20 protein-coding genes and 1 tRNA gene are annotated in these 19,671 nt (G+C 74.0%); 13 read left to right on the top strand and 8 right to left on the bottom strand.

Annotation, left to right across the window (positions count from 1 at the left end; all coding sequences use genetic code 11):
• The 7 genes from ACFWEK_RS06680 to ACFWEK_RS06650 all read left to right on the top strand — a co-directional run.
• Positions 1-846: hypothetical protein (locus tag ACFWEK_RS06680; RefSeq protein ID WP_430553528.1), on the top strand; the 846-nt coding region annotated here is incomplete at its 5' end.
• Positions 847-856: 10 nt separating this feature from the next.
• Positions 857-2,233 carry an adenylosuccinate synthetase gene (locus ACFWEK_RS06675; RefSeq protein ID WP_430553527.1) on the top strand — a complete coding sequence of 459 codons (1,377 nt, stop codon included), beginning with the start codon at positions 857-859 and terminating at the stop codon, positions 2,231-2,233.
• 5 nt (positions 2,234-2,238) lie between these two features.
• Positions 2,239-2,862, top strand: coding sequence for an NUDIX hydrolase (locus tag ACFWEK_RS06670; protein ID WP_430553526.1), 624 nt, complete (start codon positions 2,239-2,241; stop codon positions 2,860-2,862).
• Positions 2,863-2,926: 64 nt separating this feature from the next.
• Positions 2,927-3,664, top strand: coding sequence for a response regulator transcription factor (locus ACFWEK_RS06665; protein ID WP_429764313.1), 738 nt, complete (start codon positions 2,927-2,929; stop codon positions 3,662-3,664).
• The gene (locus ACFWEK_RS06660) at positions 3,661-5,274 is read left to right on the top strand and encodes a sensor histidine kinase (RefSeq protein WP_430553525.1); all 1,614 of its coding nucleotides are present in this window, start codon (positions 3,661-3,663) and stop codon (positions 5,272-5,274) included. Before ACFWEK_RS06665 ends, ACFWEK_RS06660 begins: the two co-directional genes overlap by 4 nt.
• A 127-nt stretch (positions 5,275-5,401) precedes the next feature.
• On the top strand, positions 5,402-6,106 hold the full coding sequence (locus tag ACFWEK_RS06655; protein ID WP_429764311.1) for an HD domain-containing protein: 705 nt from the start codon (positions 5,402-5,404) through the stop codon (positions 6,104-6,106).
• Positions 6,107-6,221: 115 nt separating this feature from the next.
• Complete coding sequence (locus ACFWEK_RS06650) at positions 6,222-6,512, top strand: WXG100 family type VII secretion target (RefSeq protein ID WP_429733705.1); 291 nt, start codon at positions 6,222-6,224, stop codon at positions 6,510-6,512.
• A gap of 52 nt (positions 6,513-6,564) precedes the next feature.
• Here ACFWEK_RS06650 and ACFWEK_RS06645 read toward each other — a convergent pair whose 3' ends face one another.
• From ACFWEK_RS06645 to ACFWEK_RS06625, 5 genes are all read right to left on the bottom strand, one after another.
• Positions 6,565-6,903, bottom strand: a complete 339-nt coding sequence (locus ACFWEK_RS06645) for an L-rhamnose mutarotase (protein ID WP_430553524.1) — start codon at positions 6,901-6,903, stop codon at positions 6,565-6,567.
• Positions 6,904-7,045: 142 nt separating this feature from the next.
• Positions 7,046-8,671 (bottom strand): chaperonin GroEL, encoded by a 1,626-nt coding sequence (gene groL, locus ACFWEK_RS06640; protein WP_430547894.1) that lies wholly within the window; start codon positions 8,669-8,671, stop codon positions 7,046-7,048.
• A 326-nt stretch (positions 8,672-8,997) separates the two neighbouring features.
• Positions 8,998-9,201 carry a cold-shock protein gene (locus ACFWEK_RS06635; RefSeq protein ID WP_429764307.1) on the bottom strand — a complete coding sequence of 68 codons (204 nt, stop codon included), beginning with the start codon at positions 9,199-9,201 and terminating at the stop codon, positions 8,998-9,000.
• Between the two features lie 134 nt (positions 9,202-9,335).
• Entirely contained in the window at positions 9,336-9,998 is a 663-nt protein-coding gene (locus ACFWEK_RS06630) for a LytR C-terminal domain-containing protein (protein ID WP_430553523.1), read from the bottom strand.
• Positions 9,999-10,091: 93 nt separating this feature from the next.
• Complete coding sequence (locus ACFWEK_RS06625; RefSeq protein ID WP_430547892.1) at positions 10,092-10,445, bottom strand: DUF3263 domain-containing protein; 354 nt, start codon at positions 10,443-10,445, stop codon at positions 10,092-10,094.
• A 209-nt stretch (positions 10,446-10,654) separates the two neighbouring features.
• Between ACFWEK_RS06625 and ACFWEK_RS06620 the strand changes: the two genes are divergently transcribed.
• The 3 genes from ACFWEK_RS06620 to ACFWEK_RS06610 all read left to right on the top strand — a co-directional run bounded on the left by ACFWEK_RS06620 (position 10,655) and on the right by ACFWEK_RS06610 (position 12,474).
• Complete coding sequence (locus tag ACFWEK_RS06620) at positions 10,655-11,305, top strand: uracil-DNA glycosylase (protein WP_430547955.1); 651 nt, start codon at positions 10,655-10,657, stop codon at positions 11,303-11,305.
• Between the two features lie 69 nt (positions 11,306-11,374).
• The gene (locus ACFWEK_RS06615; RefSeq protein WP_430553522.1) at positions 11,375-12,274 is read left to right on the top strand and encodes an SGNH/GDSL hydrolase family protein; all 900 of its coding nucleotides are present in this window, start codon (positions 11,375-11,377) and stop codon (positions 12,272-12,274) included.
• Positions 12,275-12,333: 59 nt separating this feature from the next.
• Positions 12,334-12,474 (top strand): hypothetical protein, encoded by a 141-nt coding sequence (locus ACFWEK_RS06610; RefSeq protein WP_430553521.1) that lies wholly within the window; start codon positions 12,334-12,336, stop codon positions 12,472-12,474.
• Between the two features lie 31 nt (positions 12,475-12,505).
• Here the strand turns inward: ACFWEK_RS06610 and ACFWEK_RS06605 are convergent.
• From ACFWEK_RS06605 to ACFWEK_RS06595, 3 genes are all read right to left on the bottom strand, one after another.
• Positions 12,506-12,581: transfer RNA gene (locus tag ACFWEK_RS06605), tRNA-Thr, on the bottom strand.
• A gap of 49 nt (positions 12,582-12,630) precedes the next feature.
• Positions 12,631-13,449 carry a DsbA family protein gene (locus ACFWEK_RS06600; RefSeq protein ID WP_430547889.1) on the bottom strand — a complete coding sequence of 273 codons (819 nt, stop codon included), beginning with the start codon at positions 13,447-13,449 and terminating at the stop codon, positions 12,631-12,633.
• A gap of 147 nt (positions 13,450-13,596) precedes the next feature.
• Positions 13,597-15,612, bottom strand: coding sequence for a serine/threonine-protein kinase (locus ACFWEK_RS06595; protein ID WP_430553520.1), 2,016 nt, complete (start codon positions 15,610-15,612; stop codon positions 13,597-13,599).
• A 266-nt stretch (positions 15,613-15,878) separates the two neighbouring features.
• Between ACFWEK_RS06595 and ACFWEK_RS06590 the strand changes: the two genes are divergently transcribed.
• From ACFWEK_RS06590 to ACFWEK_RS06580, 3 genes are all read left to right on the top strand, one after another.
• Positions 15,879-17,345 (top strand): trehalose-6-phosphate synthase, encoded by a 1,467-nt coding sequence (locus ACFWEK_RS06590; protein ID WP_430547887.1) that lies wholly within the window; start codon positions 15,879-15,881, stop codon positions 17,343-17,345.
• Positions 17,346-17,356: 11 nt separating this feature from the next.
• On the top strand, positions 17,357-18,259 hold the full coding sequence (otsB, locus tag ACFWEK_RS06585) for a trehalose-phosphatase (protein ID WP_430547886.1): 903 nt from the start codon (positions 17,357-17,359) through the stop codon (positions 18,257-18,259).
• A gap of 225 nt (positions 18,260-18,484) precedes the next feature.
• Complete coding sequence (locus tag ACFWEK_RS06580) at positions 18,485-19,609, top strand: ABC transporter ATP-binding protein (protein WP_430547885.1); 1,125 nt, start codon at positions 18,485-18,487, stop codon at positions 19,607-19,609.
• Positions 19,610-19,671: the final 62 nt, after the last annotated feature.

Raw genomic sequence — 19,671 nt, 5'->3', positions numbered from 1 at the left:
CAGCGCACGGCGGCCCCCGACCTCGAGGCGTTCGGCGCCACGGCCCGCGAGGCCCGCGACAGCGCCGAGCACCCGCGCTCGACCCCGATCGCGGTCCTGTTCGACGTCACCGGCTCGATGGGGCAGGTCCCCATGACCCTCCAGCGGCGGCTGCCCGACCTGCTCGGCCTCCTCACGCGCGGCGGGTACGCACAGGACCCGCAGATCCTCGTTGGCGCGATCGGGGACGACGTGTTCGACGCCGTGCCCCTCCAGGTCGGGCAGTTCGAGTCGGACAACCGCATCGACGCCCAGCTCCGGGACATCTACCTCGAGCGCGGGGGCGGCGGCGACGGCAAGGAGGGCTACGCCCTGGCCGCCCACTTCCTCGCGACGCGGGCGCGGCTGGACTCGCTCGAGAGGCGCGGCCGCAAGGGCTACTGCTTCCTCATCGGGGACGAGGCCAACAAGGACCGGCTCTTCGCGAGCTCGATCAGGAAGTTCGTCGGCGACCGGGCGTTCCGCGACCTCGACGTGCGCGAGGTGTACCGCCGGCTGGAGGAGAAGTTCCACGTCTACTTCGTGGTCCCGAACCTCACCGCCTACTACGACGCCCCCTGGCTCGAGGAGCACTGGCGCGACCTCCTCGGCGAGCGGTTCCTCAAGCTCGACGACCCCGACGCGGTGTGCGACCTCATCGCGCTGACGGTCGGCATGATGGAGGACGCCATCACCCTCGAGGAGGGCCTGGCCGACCTGGGCACGATCGGGTCGACCGGCGCCGCCGCGGTCGGCAAGGCCCTGGCCGGCCTCGCCACGACCGGCCGCGACGCCGCCACCGGCGGCCTCCTTCCCGCCGACCTCTAGGAAGGACCCCATGATGCTGACCACCGCACCACGGCAGGCCATCGTCGTCGTGGGACTCGGGTACGGCGACGAGTCGAAGGGCGCGACGGTCGACCACCTCGCGGCCGGCGTGCCCGACGCCGTCGCCGTGGTGCGGTGGTCCGGCGGCGGCCAGGCCGCCCACAACGTCCGGCACGGCGCCCGGCACCACACGTTCCGGCAGTTCGGGTCGGGCAGCTTCCTGGACCTGCGCACCGTGCTGCGCGCGCCGATGCTCGTCGACCCGGTGCTGCTCGCGGCCGAGGCGCACGCGCTCGAGGGTCAGGGCGTCCACGACCCCCTCGGCCTGGTCGTCGCCGACGCCCGGTGCCTCGTCACGACGCCGGTCCACGCGGCCATGAACCGGGCGCGGGAGCTCGCGCGCGGCTCTGGCCGGCACGGCTCGACGGGCCTCGGCATCGGCGAGACCGTGGCCTACGACCTCGCCGTGCGCGCCCGCGCGCGGGCCGGCGACGCCGTCGGGAACTTCATCGCCCCGGCCGCCGCCCCGCCCGGCCCCGCCCCGACGCTCGCGACCCTGCGCGACCGGCGTCGCACGGTCGCCGCGCTCGACGCGCTCGCCCGGTACGCCGCTCCCCTGCTCGAGTCGGTCGACGACGGCGACGTGGCGCACCCGTCCGTGTCGGAGATGGCGTCGCTGCTGTGCGCGATCGCCGCCGACGTCGAGATCGCCGACGGCGTCGACCGCCGGCTCGCGGACGCGCTCGGCGCGGGCACGGTGATCTTCGAGGGCAGCCAGGGCCTGCTCCTCGACGAGTGCCACGGCTTCCACCCGCACACCACCTGGTCGACGGTGACGCCCCGCCACCTGGTCCGCGAGCTCGAGGCCGCCGGACACCGCCCGTTCGTGCTCGGGCTGACCCGGACCTACTCGACGCGGCACGGCGCGGGCCCCATGCCGACCGAGGACGCCGGCCTGGTCCTGCCCGAGCCGGACAACCGGGAGGGCCGCTACCAGGGCGGGTGGCGCACGGGGCACCTCGACCTGCCCGCCCTGCGCTACGCCTCGCGGGTCGCGGGGCGCGTCGACGGGGTCGCCGTCAGCCATCTCGACGCGATCGCCGCCGCCGCGGCCGCGGGGACCCCGCTCCGGGTCGCCGGCTCGTGGGACGGGGACCGGCAGCCGCTCGCGTTCGCCGCGCACCCGGACCTCGCCCACGCCGAGCGGCTCACCGCGGCGGCGGCGTGCGCCCTCCCCGACCTCGCCCCGCTGCCCGACGACCCCGCCGCCGTCCTCCGGCTCGTCGAGGAGGCCGTCGGGGCCCCCGTCGTCCTGACGGCGGACGGCCCGCGCCGCACCGACCGCTCGCCGCGTGTCGGGGACGGGCCCGCGAGCAGGGCAGCATGATCCGCATGACCCCGCCCGACATCTTCAGCGTCGTCTCCGTCGACGTGGTCGCCCTGACCTACGACCGGGCCGCCCGACGCGTCCTGTTCGCCGCCCCCGAGCGCCCGCAGGACCCGTACCGCGGCGAGATCGCCCTCCCGGGGGTCGTCGTGCACAGCGGGGAGCGCCTTGCGGACGCCGCGGCCCGGGCCCTCGACAAGGTGGCCGTGCCGTCGGCGCCGGGGGCGCTCGGCCAGCTGCGGACGTTCGACGAGCCGACCCGCGACCCTCGCGGACCGTCCCTGTCCGTCGCCATGTGGGCGGCCTACTCCCCCTTCGACGCGCCCGCGCCCGGGGGGCCGTGGTTCCCGGTCGACGACGCCCCGCACCTCGCGTTCGACCACGACCAGATCCTGGCGACGAGCCGCGAGCTCGTCGCCGGAATGCTCTGGCGCGACCTGGGCCTCACGCGCGCGCTGACGGGGCCCGAGCTCACCGCCACCGACGCCGTCGCGATCACGGAGCAGCTCACGGGCCGCGTGCACCGTGGCAACCTGAACCGCGACCTGGCGCGGCTCCCCGGCCTCGTGGAGGCCGGCCTGGCGCACGGTGGGCGCGGGCGCCCGGCGAAGGTCTGGCGCTGGACCTGACGGCACCAGCACCGTCCGAGCCCCTTCCCAGGCAACGCTCAGACCCCGGTCGCACACTGAGGACATGAGCGCACCCGAGGCACGCCTCGTCGTCGTGGACGACGAGCCCAACATCCGCGAGCTGCTGTCCACGTCCCTGCGTTTCGCCGGGTTCGAGGTCCACGCCGCCGGTGACGGGAACGGGGCGCTGCAGCTCGTCCGCGACGTCGAGCCCGACCTCGTCGTGCTCGACGTGATGCTGCCCGACATGGACGGCTTCACCGTGACCCGCCGCATGCGCTCCACCGGCCGGCACACCCCCGTGCTGTTCCTCACCGCCCGCGACGACACGCAGGACAAGGTGCAGGGGCTCACCGTCGGCGGGGACGACTACGTGACGAAGCCGTTCAGCCTGGAGGAGGTCGTGGCGCGCATCCGCGCGGTGCTCCGTCGCACGCACGCGGGCGAGCCCGAGGACGACGCCGTCCTGCGCGTCGGCGACCTGGAGCTCGACGAGGACTCGCACGAGGTCCGCCGCGCCGGCGTCGAGATCGACCTGTCCCCCACCGAGTTCAAGCTGCTGCGCTACCTCATGCTCAACGCCGGCCGCGTGCTCTCCAAGGCGCAGATCCTCGACCACGTGTGGCAGTACGACTGGGGCGGCGACGCGAACATCGTCGAGTCCTACATCTCCTACCTGCGCCGCAAGATCGACAACCTCACCGTCACCGGCCCCGACGGCGACGACCTCACGCTGCCGCCGCTGATCCACACCAAGCGCGGCGTCGGCTACCTGCTGCGGGCGCCCCAGGCGCCGCGATGAGCGCGCCCACGCCGGGCGCACCGGGGACGACGGACGCGCCCACCCCGCCGGTGACCGGCACGACGGCGGACGGCCGCGCCCTGCCCGCCGACCCGCGGTCCGCGACCGACCCGCCGGCCGCGACGCCGTCCGGCCGGACCGGACGCTGGACGTGGCTGGAGCGGCTGCCGCTGCTCACCCGCCTCGTCGTGATCACGGTGCTCGTGCTGGCCGCCGGCCTCGTCCTCGCGGCGGTCGTGACGCGCACCGTCGTCTCGACGTACCTGGTCGACCAGGTGGACCAGCAGCTGCGGCAGTCCGCCCAGGGGGTCGCGAACCTCACCCTGCGGCAGTCGGAGTCCCCCACCTCCGGCCCGCCCACCGACTACGTCGTGATCTTCCGGGACGCGACCGGCGAGGTCAGCAGCGACCCGATCGGCTGGACCCCCAACATCGAGAAGTACGGCACCCCGGACATCCCGGTCGAGACGTACAGCGAGGTCCACGACCGGCACGGCGATCCGTTCACCGTCGAGGGGTCGGGGGGCACGACGCCGACGCAGTGGCGGGTCGCGTCCCTCGCCGACTCGACGAACCAGGTGATCGCGTACGTCGCCTACCCCCTGGCGAACGTGCAGCACACGGTCGCCTACCTCACGCGCTCGCTGCTGTTCTCGGCGCTCGGCATCGTCATCCTCGGCGGGGCGATCTCCTTCCTGCTGGTGCACCGGTCGCTGCGGCCGCTGCGCCGGATCGAGGCGACGGCGGCGGAGATCGCCGCGGGCGACCTGTCGCAGCGCGTCCCCGAGCGCCCGACGTCGACCGAGGTGGGCTCGCTCTCTGCGTCGCTGAACACGATGCTGGCGCAGATCGAGCGCGCGTTCTCCGCCCAGGAGGAGTCGGAACGCCGCATGCGCCGGTTCGTCTCCGACGCGAGCCACGAGCTCCGCACGCCGCTGGCCACGGTCAAGGGCTACGGCGAGCTGTACCGGCTCGGCGCGCTCGACACGCCCGCCAAGGTGGACGACACCATGGGGCGCATCGAGGACTCGGCACGCCGCATGAGCACGCTGGTCAACGACCTCCTGGTGCTCGCCCGGCTCGACGAGGGCCGGCCGATGCGCCACGAGCCCGTGGACCTCGGAGCGATGGCCCGCGACGCGGCCCAGGACCTGCACGCCCTCGACCCGACGCGCGAGGTCGCGGTGACCGGGCTCGCCCCGGGCGCGCCCGCGCCGTCCGGCGTCGTCGTCACCGGCGACGGCGACCGGCTGCGCCAGGTGCTGACCAACCTCGTGGGGAACGTGGCGAGGCACACACCGGCCGGCTCCCCGGCCGAGCTGGCGGTGGGCCGGTCGCCGGACGGCGGCGCCGTCGTCGAGGTGCGCGACCACGGCCCGGGCATCACGCCGGAGCAGTCGAGCCGCGTGTTCGAGCGCTTCTACCGCGCCGACTCGTCGCGGAACCGGGAGTCCGGCGGCTCCGGCCTGGGGATGGCGATCGTCGCGGCGATCGTCGGCGCGCACCAGGGCCACGTGTCGGTGAGCGAGACGCCCGGCGGCGGGATGACGGTGCGAGTTCTTCTCCCGTCGGCGGACGGCTACGATGGCGCGTCGTCCTCCTCCGCCTGACCGGAAGGCTGACCAGCAGGCGTGGCCGGCACCCTGATCGCGGTGCGATGTCGCCCGTCGGTCGTAGTCTGACGAGGAGGAGGACAGTCCGAGTCCGACGACCGAAGGTCTGATTGCGATGGGCGTCATGAGCGCCGACGCGCCCCAGTGGTTCCTCTCCGCGTTCGTCCGCACCTGTCACGGTGCGGGAGCGACCGCCGACGACGCGGAGATCCGCTCTGTCGGGGAGGACCTCATCGACCGGTGGTCCGCCCCGGAGCGGCACTTCCACAACCTGCGCCACCTGGCCGACGTCCTGCACCGCGTGGACGAGCTGTCCCAGGAGACGCACGAGCCCGACCTGGTGCGCCTCGCGGCGTGGTACCACGGCGCGGTGTTCGACGCGACGCGCAAGGTCGCCCAGGCGAACCAGGGCGGCGAGCAGACCACGGTGAGCGCGAACCTCGCGCGCACGCAGCTCACCCAGCTCGGCCTGCCGGACGCCGCGGTGGAGCGCACCGCGCGGCTCGTCGACTCGATCGACCGCCACAAGCCGCTGCCTGACGACGTCGACTCGGCGGTGCTCAACGACGCCGACCTCGCGATGCTGGCGGCCGAGCCGCAGCGCTACAAGGCGTACATGGCGAACGTGCGGGCGGAGTACTCGCACATCCCGCTGCCCGACTACCTCGACGCCCGCGTCCGCGTGCTCACGAAGCTGCTGCAGCGCCCGTCGCTGTACTTCAGCCCGATGGGTGCGGCGTGGGAGGAGGCGGCCCGGCAGAACCTCGACGGCGAGCTGCACCGGCTGCTCAAGGAGCGGCGCCTGCTCGAGGAGAAGCCGGCCTCCTGACCCTGCCCCGGCCCGGTCCTCCACAGCCTGTGGACGACGGCGTCCGCGCGCGCCGCACGCTCCGTAACGTCGTCGTCGGCAACCCCCCAGGGGGCACGGCGACGAAGGAGGACACGTGCGGTACGAGGTCGACAGCGAGCGGGTCGCGCAGGCGAGCGCGGCGGTGAACGGTTCCGTGGCGGCGATCCGCTCCGAGGTGGGGGCGATGATGCGGCACCTGCAGGACCTGCAGTCCAGCTGGCACGGCGGCGCGGCGACCCAGTTCGCGGGCGTCATGGGTCAGTGGCAGGCCACGCAGACCCAGGTCGAGGCGGCGCTCGACGCCGTGACGGCGGCCCTGTCGTCGGCGTCGCGCACCTACGCGGACGCCGAGGCCCAGGCCACGCGGCTCTTCGCGGCCCGCTGAGACGGAGAGGGCGTCCCGCGTCGTGCGGGGCGCCCTCAGCCGCGTCCGGGCGTCACGGCGCGGTCCCCGCGCGCTGGGCCGCGAGCGACCACACCTGCTCCAGGGGCGCGAACCCGTCCTGGCCGTCGGCGTCGCGGAACACCTCGACCCAGCGCCCGATCGACGCCTGCCAGGCCACGTTGGCCGGGTCGTCGTCGAGCGCGGCGATCGCGGCGTCGAAGTCGTCGCAGTCGACGACGTGGAAGAGCCGCTCGCCCGAGCGCCAGATCGTCCACCCGTGGATGCCCACCCGGGCGAACGCGGCGTCGAGGTCGGCGGGGACGGCGGCGTGCTCGACGCGGTAGCCGTCGACGGCGCCCGGCCGCAGGACCGAGTGCAGGGCGACGATCATGCGCGGCCCCCAGGTTCACGGTGCACGACCCGGATCCTCCGGGCACCCACGACGCCGTGTCAACCGCCGGACGCACGACGGGCCCCCACCCCGCAGGGTGAGGGCCCGTCGTCGAACCGTCAGGCTCTGGCCGGACTCCGGATCAGAAGTCCATGCCGCCCATGCCACCGTCACCGGCGGGCGCGGCCGAGGCCGGCTCCGGCTTGTCGGCCACGACGGCCTCGGTGGTGAGGAACAGCGCGGCGATCGACGCGGCGTTCTGCAGCGCGGAGCGCGTGACCTTGACCGGGTCGTTGACGCCCGCGGCCAGCAGGTCCTCGTACACGCCGGTCGCGGCGTTGAGGCCCTCGCCGGCGGGGAGGTTCTTGACCTTCTCCGCCACGACGCCGCCCTCGAGGCCGGCGTTCACCGCGATCTGCTTGAGCGGGGCCGAGATCGACGCAGCGACGATCTGCGCACCGGTCGCCTCGTCGCCCTCGAGCTCCAGCTTCGGGAACGCGGCGGCACCGGCCTGGATCAGCGCGACGCCACCACCGGCGACGATGCCCTCCTCGACCGCGGCCTTGGCGTTGCGGACGGCGTCCTCGATGCGGTGCTTGCGCTCCTTGAGCTCCACCTCGGTGGCCGCGCCGGCCTTGATGACGGCCACGCCGCCGGCCAGCTTGGCGAGACGCTCCTGGAGCTTCTCGCGGTCGTAGTCCGAGTCCGACTTCTCGATCTCGGAGCGGATCTGGTTGACGCGGCCCGAGATGAGCTCGGCGTCGCCCGCACCCTCGACGATCGTGGTCTCGTCCTTGGTCACGACGACCTTGCGCGCCTGGCCCAGCAGGTCCAGGGTCGCGTTCTCCAGCTTGAGGCCCACCGTCTCGGTGATGACCTGGCCGCCGGTGAGGATCGCGATGTCCTGCAGCATGGCCTTGCGGCGGTCGCCGAAGCCCGGGGCCTTGACGGCGACGGACTTGAAGGTGCCGCGGATCTTGTTCAGCACGAGGGTGGCCAGGGCCTCGCCCTCGACGTCCTCGGCGATGATGAGCAGCGAGCGACCGGCCTTCATGACCTGGTCGAGCACCGGCAGCATGTCCTTGACGTTCGAGATCTTCGACTCGACGATCAGGACGTACGGGTCCTCGAGGACGGCCTCCTGGCGCTCCGGGTCCGTCTCGAAGTAGCGGGCGAGGAAGCCCTTGTCGAAGCGCATGCCCTCGGTGAGCTCGAGCTCGAGGCCGAACGTGTTCGACTCCTCGACCGTGATCACGCCCTCCTTGCCCACCTTGTCGAGGGCCTCGGCGATGAGCTCGCCGATGGAGGGGTCGCCGGCCGAGATGGCGGCCGTGGCGGCGATCTGGTCCTTGGTCTCGATCTCGACCGCGGCGTTGAGCAGCTGCTCGGTGACGGCCTCGACGGCCTTCTCGATGCCGCGCTTGACGGCGATCGGGTTGGCGCCGGCGGCGACGACGCGCAGGCCCTCGCGCACGAGCGCCTGGGCGAGCACGGTGGCGGTGGTGGTGCCGTCACCCGCGACGTCGTCCGTCTTCTTGGCGACCTCCTTGACGAGCTCCGCGCCGATCTTCTCGTACGGGTCGTCGAGCTCGATCTCCTTGGCGATGGAGACACCGTCGTTGGTGATCGTGGGGGCGCCCCACTTCTTGTCCAGGACGACGTTGCGGCCCTTGGGGCCGAGCGTGACCTTCACGGTGTCGGCGAGCTGGTTGAGCCCGCGCTCCATGCTCCGACGAGCTTCCTCGTCGAACGCGATGATCTTGGCCATGGGGACTGATCCTCCGCTGGTGGCTGAGATGGCCGGCCGGCGCCCGCGACGGACGACCCACCCCGCGGCGTTCAGGTCACGCGCACGCGGAGGGTCTCACCGAACGACCCGAATGCTTCACCCGCGGCCCAGGAGAACGCCGCCCCGGGAGGCGGCTGTCACTCACAGGCCGAGAGTGCTAAGCCATTATTGGCACTCTCGGGTGGCGAGTGCAAGACGTTCGCCGAGGGCGTGCCGCACCCGGGGACGACGAAGGCCGGCACCCGGGCGCGTCCCTGCGTCCTCGGTGCCGGCCTGTCGCGGTCGACGGCGGGTCGACGGCGTGGTCAGAGCGGGCGGACCTGCTCGGCCTGCGGACCCTTCTGTCCCTGGCCGACCTCGAACTCGACGCCCTGGCCCTCGTCCAGGGTGCGGTACCCGTCGGTCTGGATGGCGCTGTAGTGGACGAACAGGTCCTGCCCGCCCGCGGCCGGGGTGATGAACCCGAACCCCTTCTCCGCGTTGAACCACTTGACGGTGCCCTGGGCCATGTACCTCTCCTTGTGCTACTCGGCCGCAGGGCAGGCACCCCACGGTGAGGGGGAGCCTAGTAGCGGCGATCGCGGCAAGGGAAGCACCGATGTCCGGAATGTCGGCATCCGAGATTCCGGACGTGCGACGACGGTCAGCCCACGGGCGACTTGAGGACCACCCAGACGGCCTGCTCGCTGGCCGTGACGTCGTCGGACTCCTGCACGTTCGCCGGGTCGACGCCGAGCGCCTCGGCGACGGCGCTGGCCGTGTCCGCGCGGTCCGCGCCGTACAGGACGGTCGTCTCCTCGTAGACGCCCTTCAGCGTGTCCGGCGCGTCCGTGGCCGCGACGTCGACGAACCCGCCGTCGCTCGAGAGGACGCCCTGACCGGCCGCCGCCTGGCCCTGGCCCGCACCGTCGTTGTAGACGACGACCGACGCCTCGAGGTTCGCCGCCGCCGGGTCGCCGGGCAGCTCGGTGGCCGCCTCCGACTCGCCGTCCGTCGGCTCCTCCGAGGCGTCGCCACCCTCCTCGCCGTCGGCCGGCGGCTCCTCGGCGTCGGCGGAGGCGGAGGCCTCGGGCTCGGCGCCGGCTCCCGCGGTCTGCTCGGCGGCGGGAGGCGTCGCGGGGTCGCCGTCGTCCGACAGGAAGGAGACGATGCCGACCGCGAGCCCGCCGCACACGACGACGATCAGCAGGAACGGCCACACCGAGCTCCACCCGCTGCGCGGCTCACGATGCACACCGACCGGCGTGCCCTCGGGCCCGCGGACGTCGAACTCGTCGGGCGGGTAGGGGTAATGGCTCTTGCTCACGGCGGACAGGGTAGCCGTTCCGGGCGTCCGCCCGTCCAGACCGCTCCCAGTGAGCCCCTGGCCTGCCGGTCCGCCCGGGTCACGGGCGCGTCGTCAGCTCTGGCCGTCGGAGAGGCGCCGCGCGGAGCGGGCCCGCTGGCGCGTGGACCGCATCCGGCGCAGCCGCTTGACGAGCATGGGGTCGTGGGCGAGCGCCGCCGGCGAGTCGATGAGGGCGTTCAGCACCTGGTAGTAGCGCGTCGCCGACAGCCCGAACAGCTCGCGCACCGCCTGCTCCTTCGCCCCGGCGTACTTCCACCACTGCCGCTCGAAGGCGAGGATCTCGCGGTCGCGGTCGGAGAGGTCGCCGTCCGACGACGTCGCGGTCGATGCCGCGGACGACTCGGTCGCCGTCGTGCCCGACGCCTCCGGGTCCGGCTGGACCTCCTGGACCAGGATCTCGCTCATGGCGTCCCAGTATGGCGCGTCCGCGCGCCGGTCCCGACGACGTCGCCCCGCGCGCCGCGATCCCGCGACCTGTCAGGGCCACACGCATCTTCCCGTGCCCGTGGCCCTGACAGCTCGCCGGGCGGGTGCGCTAGCGTCGCGGCGTGGACACCCCGACGACGACCGGCCCCGGCACGACGACGCAGGAGCGGCCGCCGCTCGACCAGGTCATGGCGCCCGACTGGGCCGCCGCACTGGCCGACGTCGAGCCGCAGATCCACGCGATGGGCGACTTCCTGCGCGCCGAGGTCGCCGCGGGGCGCACGTACCTGCCCGAGGGGCCGGACATCTTCGCGGCGTTCTCCCGACCGCTCGCCGATGTGCGCGTGCTCGTCGTCGGGCAGGACCCGTACCCCACGCCCGGGCACCCCATGGGCCTGTCGTTCTCCGTGCAGCCGCAGGTGCGACCGGTGCCCAGGTCGCTGGTGAACATCTACACCGAGCTCGCCGAGGACGTCGGTGTGCCGACGCCGTCGAACGGCGACCTGCGCCCCTGGGCCGACCAGGGCGTCATGCTGCTCAACCGCGTGCTGACCGTGCGGCCCGGTACCCCGGCGTCGCACCGCGGCAAGGGGTGGGAGCAGGTCACGGAGGCCGCGATCAAGGCGCTCGTGGCCCGCGGCGGCCCGCTCGTCGCGATCCTGTGGGGGCGCGACGCCGCGTCGCTCAAGCCGTGGCTCGGCCACGTCCCGACGGTCGAGAGCGCGCACCCCAGCCCGCTGTCCGCGTACCGCGGCTTCTTCGGCTCCCGACCGTTCTCCCGCGTCAACGCGCTGCTCGAGGCGCAGGGCGGGACGCCGGTGGACTGGCGCCTCGCCTGACGCCGGTCCGACCGCGAGGGCCGGTCCGGCGTCGTCGCCCCGAGCGCCCACCGCCGCCCGAGGAGCACAATGGCGGACGTGACCACGCAGGACTCCACCCCGACCCCTGACGGCACGACCCCTGGCGCCGCCCCCACCTCCGTCCCCCCGTGGACGCGCTACGTCGCGATCGGCGACTCGTTCAGCGAGGGCCTGTGGGACCCGTACCCCTACGACGACGGCTCCCCCGCCCCGGGAGGAACGGAGTCGGCGGCGAAGCAGCGCGGCTGGGCGGACCGCCTCGCCGGCGCGCTGTCCACCCGCCGCACCACCGCCGGCGAGCCCGCCCTGGCGTACGCGAACCTCGCCATCCGCGGCCGGCTGCTGCGCCACATCCTGGACGAGCAGGTCGACGTCGCGCTGGCGATGCAGCCCGACCTGGTGTCGTTCGTCGGCGGAGGCAACGACATCCTGCGCCCGCAGGCCGACATCGACGTGCTCTCGGCCCGCCTGGAGCAGGGCGTGGCGGCGATCCGCGCGACGGGCGCCGACGTCCTCCTCGGCACGGGCTTCAAGGCGGGCGCCGGGCTGAGCTGGACCCGCGGCCGCGTGGGCCAGTACAACGCGAACATCTGGACCATCGCGCGCAAGCACGGGGCGCACGTGCTGGACCTGTGGGGCCTCGACCCCCTGTTCGACCTGCGCATGTGGGCCGACGACCGCATCCACCTCACCCCCGAGGGGCACCGCCGCGTCGCCGACGCCGCGCTCGTCGGCCTCGGCCAGGCGCCGGTCGACCCCGACTACGCCGTCGCGCTCGACCCCCTGCCGCCGCAGGCGTTCGTCGAGCGGGCCCGCGCCAACGCGCTGTGGGCGCGCACGCACGTCGTGCCCTGGGTGCAGCGCCGGATCAAGCACACGTCCAGCGGCGACGGCCGCGCGCCCAAGTGGGGCGCGCCCACGGCCTGGCCGCCCGCGGCGGACGAGTAGGGGTCGGGGCTCCGGCCGTGCGGTGACCCGCGGGACCCGGCCGCGTACGCCAGGTGGGCGTGCCGGGCTGGGGATGGTGGGAGTCGCTGTTCTCCGCCGCGGCGCTGATCTGCCTCGCGCTCGGGCCGATCGTCGTCGTCGAGTCGTCCCGCGAGCTGGCGCGGCGCCGCCGCCACCGACGCGCCGCGCGGACCGGATGACCTCGGGGCGTCGGCGCGCGTCGAGAGGGTGTGGAGCCGCCTGTCGGATTCGAACCGACGACCTTCCGTTTACAAGACGGGAGCTCTACCAGCTGAGCTAAGGCGGCGGGAGCGCGGCACAGCCTACCGGGACGGGGAGGCCGTGCCGCGCGGCGGTCAGCTGCCGGCGGCCGCGGTGACGGCCTGGCCCAGGGCGCCCTGGGTGCCCCAGTCGCCGAAGACCTCGCCGTCGACGAGGACGGTCGGCGTGCCGAACGAGCCCGACTGCGGGTTCTGCAGCGCCTCGTCGGAGGTCGCCTCCTGCGTCGCCGAGTGGACGTACTGGCCGAACGTCTGGCGGGCGGTGCCGTCCTCGATGGCGGTCGCGACGTCGGCCGACGCCCCCGCCTCCTCGGCGTACGACGCGAGCTGCTCGTCCGACAGCCCCTCGGTGTTCTCTGCGGGCTGGTTGGTGAACAGCGCCGCGTGGAACGCCGGGAACGCCTCGGGGGCCTTGTCGGCGACGTAGGCCGCGGCCGAGGCGGCGCGCGTCGAGTAGTCGGTGCCGGCGGACAGCCGGTCGAGGATCGACACGGGGTGGTAGACGACGGTCGCGTCGCCGCCCGCGACCATCTCGTCGATGTCGCCGGCGTTGGTCTGCTCGAACTGGCCGCACACGGGGCACATGTAGTCGAGGTAGACGTCGATGACGGGCGCGTCGTCGTTGGTCGTGCCGGCCGCGTCGTCCGCGCCGACAGGGATGCCGCCGTCGTCCTGCGCCGTCGAGGGCATCGTGACCTCCGCCAGGGGGACGTCCTCGACGTTGTTCTTCGCGCCCTGCTGCAGGATCATCCAGACCACGACACCGAGCGCGACGAGCGCGACGCCGAGCACGGACAGGGTGATGATCCGGTTGCGCCGGTCGCGCTGCTGCTCCTTCTCGCGCAGGGCGAGCGCCTCGGCGCGCGCCGCGTCACGGCGCTGCGCCTTCGTCATGTTCGGGTTCTTCGTCGACATCGTGTCCTCGAGGATCTCGGGAGGGCGGGGCGGCGCGGCAGCGCCGGACGGGGCGAAGCCTACCCGCGGCACCTGGACGTTCGCCGGGAATGTCCTGCCGGGCCGACCGACGACGAGCGCGAGGAGTCAGAGGAGATCGGGGGGCCCGCTGATGGGCCACCACTCGATCGTCGGGTCGGAGAGCACGGGTGCGACGAGGATCACCGTGAGCACCAGGCAGACGGCCACGAGGACGGCGGCGCCGACGCGGCCCGGGGCGATCTTCCCGAGGATGATGCGGCCGCCCTCGCGCGCGGTGCCGCCCGCCGGCCCGAACCACGTGGCCAGGAGCGCGACGACCATCACCCCCGCCAGGACGCCGTTGAACACGATGCCCTCGTTCATCCCGCCCTGGGAGCGCGCCTCCAGGTCGTCGCGGGGCAGCACGATGAGGTGGCCCGCGCCGAACAGCCACCAGCCGGCCAGCAGCGTCAGCAGCCCGGCGCACGCGCCGACCAGCACCGCGGGGATCGACCCGAGCACGCCGAGGAGCGCGTGCCAGGGGAACAGCAGCGTGCCGACGAACCCGTCGGAGCGGCGGACGCCCTTGTGCTCGCGCCGCGTGTGCAGCCGGTCGCCCGACGTCGCGACGGCGCGGCACACGAGGACGAGCGCGACGAGCGCGCCGAACCCGATGAGCGGGCGGGTGGCCGCGAGGGCGACGAGCGGCAGCGCGACGGCGACGGCCGTCCCGGTGCGCCGTCGGTGCACCGGACGCTCGTACGGGCCGGGGGGCTCGGGCGGCAGCTCCTCGACCAGCTGGTCGTAGCCCTTGTAGCGGACGTCGCCGACCGGGATGGCACGCGTGGCGCCGTCCTGCGCCTGCAGCCGGTCGCGCTCCAGGGCGGTCATCGTCTGCGTCGGGTCGTCGGCGTCGGCCGGCGTGGCGGGGGCGGACGTGGTCGGGCGGTCCGGCGCGACGGGCGGCGGGGGCGGCGGCGCGCCCGGCGCGCTGCCAGGGGCGAGGGGGACGGCACCGGTCGGGGGGTACGACGCCGGGGCCGCGGCGGCCGCGACGACCTGCGTCGGCAGCCCCACCCGCTGGGTCGCGGCCGCCTGCGACTCGGTGGACTGCGCGATGCGCTGCGTGGCGTCCGGCGAGGCCCAAGGGTCGGGCGCGCCGCCCAGGGCGTCGTCGAGGTCCCGGCGCAGGGCCCGCGCCACCTCGGTGGGCCCCCAGCGGAGCGCCGGGTCGGCCTGGAGCGCCCCCGCGAGCGCCCGCGCCGTGCGGGGCGGCACGCCGTGCAGGTCCGGCCTCCCCTCCCGGGAGCGGCGCAGCACCAGCTCGGTGGGACGGACGCCGAACGGCGAGCGGCCGGTGGCGGCGAACGACAGCAGGGCGGCCCAGCTCCACCAGTCGGTCTCCGCGACGGGCGCGCCGCCGTCGAGCAGCTCGGGCGCGATGTAGCCGGGGGTGCCCATGACGAACCCCGCGGACGTGGTCCGGGTGTCGCCGGGCCCCTGCGCGATGCCGAAGTCGATGAGCACCGGGCCCTGCGCGGTGATCATCACGTTCGAGGGCTTGAGGTCGCGGTGCACCACGCCCGCGTCGTGCACGGCCTCCAGGGCGGCGGCGAGCTGGTCGGCGAGGGAGAAGACGTCGGCGGCGTCGAGCGGGCCGCGCTCGTCCACCTCCTCCTCGAGGGTGACGCCGTCCACCAGCTCCGTCACGACGAACGCGTACGCGCCCTCCAGCTCGGCGTCGAGCACCTGCGCGACGGCGGGGTGCCGGAGCCGCTGCAGCGCCGCGGCCTCGCGCCGGAGCCGCTCGCGCCCGGCGGGGTCGGCGTCGACGTGCGCGTGCAGCACCTTGAGCGCCACGCGGCCGCCGCCGCCGTCGACCGCCTCGTAGACGGCGCCCATCGCGCCGCTCCCGAGCGGACGTACGACCGTGTACCCGCCGACCTCCGCACCCTCGGCGAGGCCGCCGTCCCGGGTCCGGGAGACGCGCGGCGGGTGGTCCGAGGACGTGCCGCCGCGCGCCGCGCCGTCCTGGTTGCTCCCGTGCTGCCCGCTGCCGTCTTCGCCGCCGTCGCGCGTGGCCGACGGCGGGCCGGGCACGGGGTTGCGCCCCGGGACCTGCATCGCGTCGACCTCACCCATGGGGCACACCGTATCGGGCCGGACCTCCCGGGGCGCGCCGTGCCGCGCGGGTCCGCGACAGGTCACCGCCGGGTCGTGCGCAGGTCGCGGGCAGGGCGGGAGCGCCCGTGCGCCCCGCTGCCGCCGGGGCGGTTCGGGAGACGTCGCGCCGCGCCGGGGCGAGCCCGCGGCCGCGTCGGTACCCTGTCCGGGGAGGACGTCGTCCTTTTCCGAAGCCCTCCGGAGTCTTTGATGGATTCCTGGCAGAACGCGTGGAGAGAGGTCCCTTGACAGGCAACGGTTCGTCAAGCAGCCATCGTCGGAAGGGCGACGGGTACGACCTCGTCGTCGTCGCCAACCGGCTCCCGGTCGACTTCACGGTCGACGCCGACGGCGAGGTGGACTGGCACCGCTCGCCCGGTGGGCTCGTCACGGCCCTCGAGCCGGTCATGCGGGAGGCGGACGGCGCGTGGGTCGGCTGGTCCGGCGCCCCCGACCTCGAGCACGAGCCCTTCGAGGCCGACGACATGCTGCTGGTGCCCGTCACGCTCAGCAGGGCGGAGATCGAGCGGTACTACGAGGGGTTCTCCAACGACACCCTCTGGCCGCTGTACCACGACGTCATCTCGCCCCCGACCTACCACCGGCAGTGGTGGGACGCCTACCGCCGCGTCAACCGCCGGTTCGCCGAGGCCGCGGCCGCGCAGGCGGCGGAGAACGCGGTCGTCTGGGTGCACGACTACCAGCTCCAGCTGGTGCCGAAGATGCTCCGCGAGCTGCGCCCCGACCTGCGCATCGGGTTCTTCGACCACATCCCGTTCCCCGCGGTGGAGCTGTTCCAGCAGCTGCCGTGGCGCACGCAGATCGTCGAGGGCCTGCTGGGCGCGGACCTCATCGGCTTCCAGCGCGGCGGCGACGCCTCGAACTTCGTGCGCTCGGTGCGGCGGCTCACGAAGCACACCACGCGCGGGCCGATCATCACGGTCGCGGAGGAGGACGGACGCCCCGCCCGGCACGTGCGCGCCGCCGCGTTCCCCATCTCGATCGACTCCCACCACTTCGACGCGCTCGCCCGCGAGCCCGAGGTGCAGGCCCGCGCGAAGGAGATCCGCGCCGACCTGGGCGACCCGAAGGTGATGATGCTGGGCGTCGACCGCCTGGACTACACCAAGGGCATCCGGCACCGCATCAAGGCGTACGGCGAGCTGCTGCAGGACGGCCGGCTCGACGTCGAGCACTGCACGCTGGTGCAGGTCGCGAGCCCGAGCCGCGAGAACGTCGGGGCCTACCAGGACCTGCGCGAGCACGTCGAGGGGCTCGTGGGCCGCATCAACGGCGAGTTCGGCGAGCTCGGGCACTCCGCGATCCACTACCTCCACCACTCCTACCCGCCCGACGAGATGGCCGCCCTGTACCTCGCAGCCGACGTCATGCTCGTCACGTCGTTGCGCGACGGCATGAACCTCGTGGCGAAGGAGTACATCGCGGCGCGCTCGGACGAGCAGGGGGTGCTGGTGCTGAGCGAGTTCACGGGCGCCGCCGACGAGCTGGCCCCCGGCCCGCTGCTGGTCAACCCGCACGACATCGACGGGATGAAGGACACCATCGTCGCGGCGGCGCACATGCCCGCGCGCGAGCAGCGGCGGCGGATGCGCCGGCTGCGCCGCAAGGTGATGGCCGACGACGTCGCGAAGTGGTCCGAGACGTTCCTCGGCGTGCTCACGGCCATGCCGGCCCGGTCGAGCCGCGGGTGAACGGGCCTCGGGTGTCCGGGCAGCAGGAGACCGGGCAGCAGGAGACCGGGCGGCGGGTGAGCGGGCCCGTGCCGGGCGGGGACGAGGCGGCCGTGGCCGCGGTGCTCGCGTTCGCCGGCCGGCCCGACCGGGCGACGCCGCGGGTCGCGCGGCTCGTCGCGCTCGACTTCGACGGGACGCTCGCGCCCCTCGTCGACGACCCCTCGGCCTCGACGATGACGCCCGCCGCGCGCGCGGCCGTGGACCGGCTCGCCGCGCTCGCGGCGCGGCAGGCGCCGCCCGGGGGCGACGAGCTGCGCCTCGCCCTCGTCTCGGGCCGCAACCTCACGGACCTCGCCGACCGGTCGGCGGCACCGGCGGGCACGTACCTGGTCGGGAGCCACGGCGCGGAGACCGGACGCGTCGCCGCCCACGGCGTCGACGCCGTGCCGCTGCGCCTCACCGAGGCGCAGGCCGACACCCTGGAGCGGCTGCGCGAGGGGTTGCAGGACGCCGTGGACGGGCGGCGCGGCGCGTGGGTGCAGGACAAACCGAGCGCCGCCGTCCTGCACACCCGGCTCAGCGGGCCGGACGACGCCCGCGCGGCCGCGGCCGACGCCGACGCGGTGGCCGCCCGGCTCGGCCTGCACGCGATGCACGGCAAGGACGTGGTCGAGATCGCCGTCGTCCCCACCTCCAAGGGAGTCGCCGTCGAGCGGCTGCGCGAGGAGCTGGAGGAGGGCGACGACCGGCTCCGCGGGCTCGTGCTGTACGCCGGCGACGACACCACCGACGAGGCGGCGTTCGAGGTGCTCGGGCCGGACGACCTCGGGGTCAAGGTGGGCGCCGGGCCGACGCTCGCGACCGAGCGCGTCGCCGACGCGGACGCCCTCGCCGCCCTCCTCGAGCGCCTCGCGGACGCGCTCGAGGGGTGACGGACAGCCCTTTCCGAGCGCCCGCGAGGCGCTGACCTGGGCTGTGTCAGAACTCACGCCCGGGGCATGTACGATCATCCCGGCGCACCGATCCGAGGCCGTCCGGCCGAGGCACGGGGCGCACGACAACAGAATGTGTCACCGCCGACACGCCAGCGTGAAAGCAACGGCACCCACCCACAACGGATCGTCCGGCACGTACCTGCCGGTGGAGGGATTGCAACCATGGCTACGGTCACCTTCGACCACGCGACGCGCATCTACCCGGGCACTGAGCGCCCCGCCGTCGACCAGCTCAACCTGCACGTCGAGGACGGCGAGTTCCTCGTCCTGGTCGGCCCCTCGGGCTGCGGCAAGTCCACCTCGCTGCGCATGCTCGCCGGCCTGGAGGACGTGAACGGCGGCAGCATCCTCATCGGCGACCGCGACGTCACGGACGTCCAGCCGAAGGACCGCGACATCGCGATGGTGTTCCAGAACTACGCGCTGTACCCGCACATGTCGGTGGCGGACAACATGGGCTTCGCGCTGAAGATCGCCGGCACCCCCAAGGCCGAGATCCGCCAGCGTGTCGAGGAGGCCGCCAAGATCCTCGACCTCACCGAGTACCTCGACCGCAAGCCCAAGGCGCTCTCCGGTGGTCAGCGCCAGCGTGTCGCCATGGGTCGCGCGATCGTGCGCCAGCCGCAGGTGTTCCTCATGGACGAGCCGCTGTCGAACCTCGACGCCAAGCTCCGCGTCCAGACCCGTACGCAGATCGCGTCGCTGCAGCGCCGCCTCGGCGTCACGACCGTCTACGTGACGCACGACCAGACCGAGGCGCTCACCATGGGCGACCGCATCGCGGTGCTCAAGGGCGGCCTCCTCCAGCAGGTCGGCACGCCGCGCGAGATGTACGACACCCCGGCCAACGTCTTCGTCGCGGGCTTCATCGGCTCGCCGGCGATGAACATCGCCACCTTCAAGGTCGACAACGGCATCGCGCACGTGGGTGCCGCACGGGTGCCGCTGGAGCGGTCGACCGTGGAGCAGCTCACCGACGCCGACGGCGGCAAGATCACCATCGGCTTCCGCCCCGAGGCGCTCGAGGTGGTCTCGGACGGCACCGACAACGCGATGCCCGTGGCCGTCAACCTCGTCGAGGAGCTCGGCTCGGACGCCTTCGTCTACGGCACGCTCGTCGGCCCCGCCGCAGAGGAGGCCGAGGTCCGCTCGGGCGCCGGCGACAACCAGGTGATCGTGCGCATCGACCCGCGCAACGTCCCCATGAAGGGCGACACGATCCACGTGACGATCAAGCCGGGCCAGTCGCACCTCTTCTCGGCCGCGACGGGCAACCGCCTCAACTGAGTCAGCGCACCGCCCGAGGGGCGGGTCCGGCTGCTGCCGGGCCCGCCCCTCGTCGCGTACCC

Origin of the sequence: Isoptericola sp. NPDC060257 (genome assembly GCF_042726645.1) — a bacterium.
Taxonomy (GTDB): Bacteria; Actinomycetota; Actinomycetes; order Actinomycetales; family Cellulomonadaceae; genus Isoptericola; species Isoptericola nanjingensis.
The sequence above is the reverse complement of the archived record's forward strand: the minus strand, read 5'-3'. Positions and strand labels throughout refer to the sequence as shown.

Excerpts from the sequence above, each read along its gene's own strand:
- ACFWEK_RS06675 (WP_430553527.1), top strand. The coding sequence starts at position 857 with ATGATGCTGACCACCGCACCACGGCAGGCCATCGTCGTCGTGGGACTC.
- ACFWEK_RS06670 (WP_430553526.1), top strand. The coding sequence starts at position 2,239 with ATGACCCCGCCCGACATCTTCAGCGTCGTCTCCGTCGACGTGGTCGCC.
- ACFWEK_RS06665 (WP_429764313.1), top strand. The coding sequence starts at position 2,927 with ATGAGCGCACCCGAGGCACGCCTCGTCGTCGTGGACGACGAGCCCAAC.
- ACFWEK_RS06660 (WP_430553525.1), top strand. The coding sequence starts at position 3,661 with ATGAGCGCGCCCACGCCGGGCGCACCGGGGACGACGGACGCGCCCACC.
- ACFWEK_RS06655 (WP_429764311.1), top strand. The coding sequence starts at position 5,402 with ATGAGCGCCGACGCGCCCCAGTGGTTCCTCTCCGCGTTCGTCCGCACC.
- ACFWEK_RS06645 (WP_430553524.1), bottom strand. The coding sequence starts at position 6,903 with ATGATCGTCGCCCTGCACTCGGTCCTGCGGCCGGGCGCCGTCGACGGC.
- groL (WP_430547894.1), bottom strand. The coding sequence starts at position 8,671 with ATGGCCAAGATCATCGCGTTCGACGAGGAAGCTCGTCGGAGCATGGAG.
- ACFWEK_RS06635 (WP_429764307.1), bottom strand. The coding sequence starts at position 9,201 with ATGGCCCAGGGCACCGTCAAGTGGTTCAACGCGGAGAAGGGGTTCGGG.
- ACFWEK_RS06625 (WP_430547892.1), bottom strand. The coding sequence starts at position 10,445 with ATGAGCGAGATCCTGGTCCAGGAGGTCCAGCCGGACCCGGAGGCGTCG.
- ACFWEK_RS06620 (WP_430547955.1), top strand. The coding sequence starts at position 10,655 with ATGGCGCCCGACTGGGCCGCCGCACTGGCCGACGTCGAGCCGCAGATC.
- ACFWEK_RS06615 (WP_430553522.1), top strand. The coding sequence starts at position 11,375 with ATGGCGGACGTGACCACGCAGGACTCCACCCCGACCCCTGACGGCACG.
- ACFWEK_RS06600 (WP_430547889.1), bottom strand. The coding sequence starts at position 13,449 with ATGACGAAGGCGCAGCGCCGTGACGCGGCGCGCGCCGAGGCGCTCGCC.
- ACFWEK_RS06595 (WP_430553520.1), bottom strand. The coding sequence starts at position 15,612 with ATGGGTGAGGTCGACGCGATGCAGGTCCCGGGGCGCAACCCCGTGCCC.
- ACFWEK_RS06580 (WP_430547885.1), top strand. The coding sequence starts at position 18,485 with ATGGCTACGGTCACCTTCGACCACGCGACGCGCATCTACCCGGGCACT.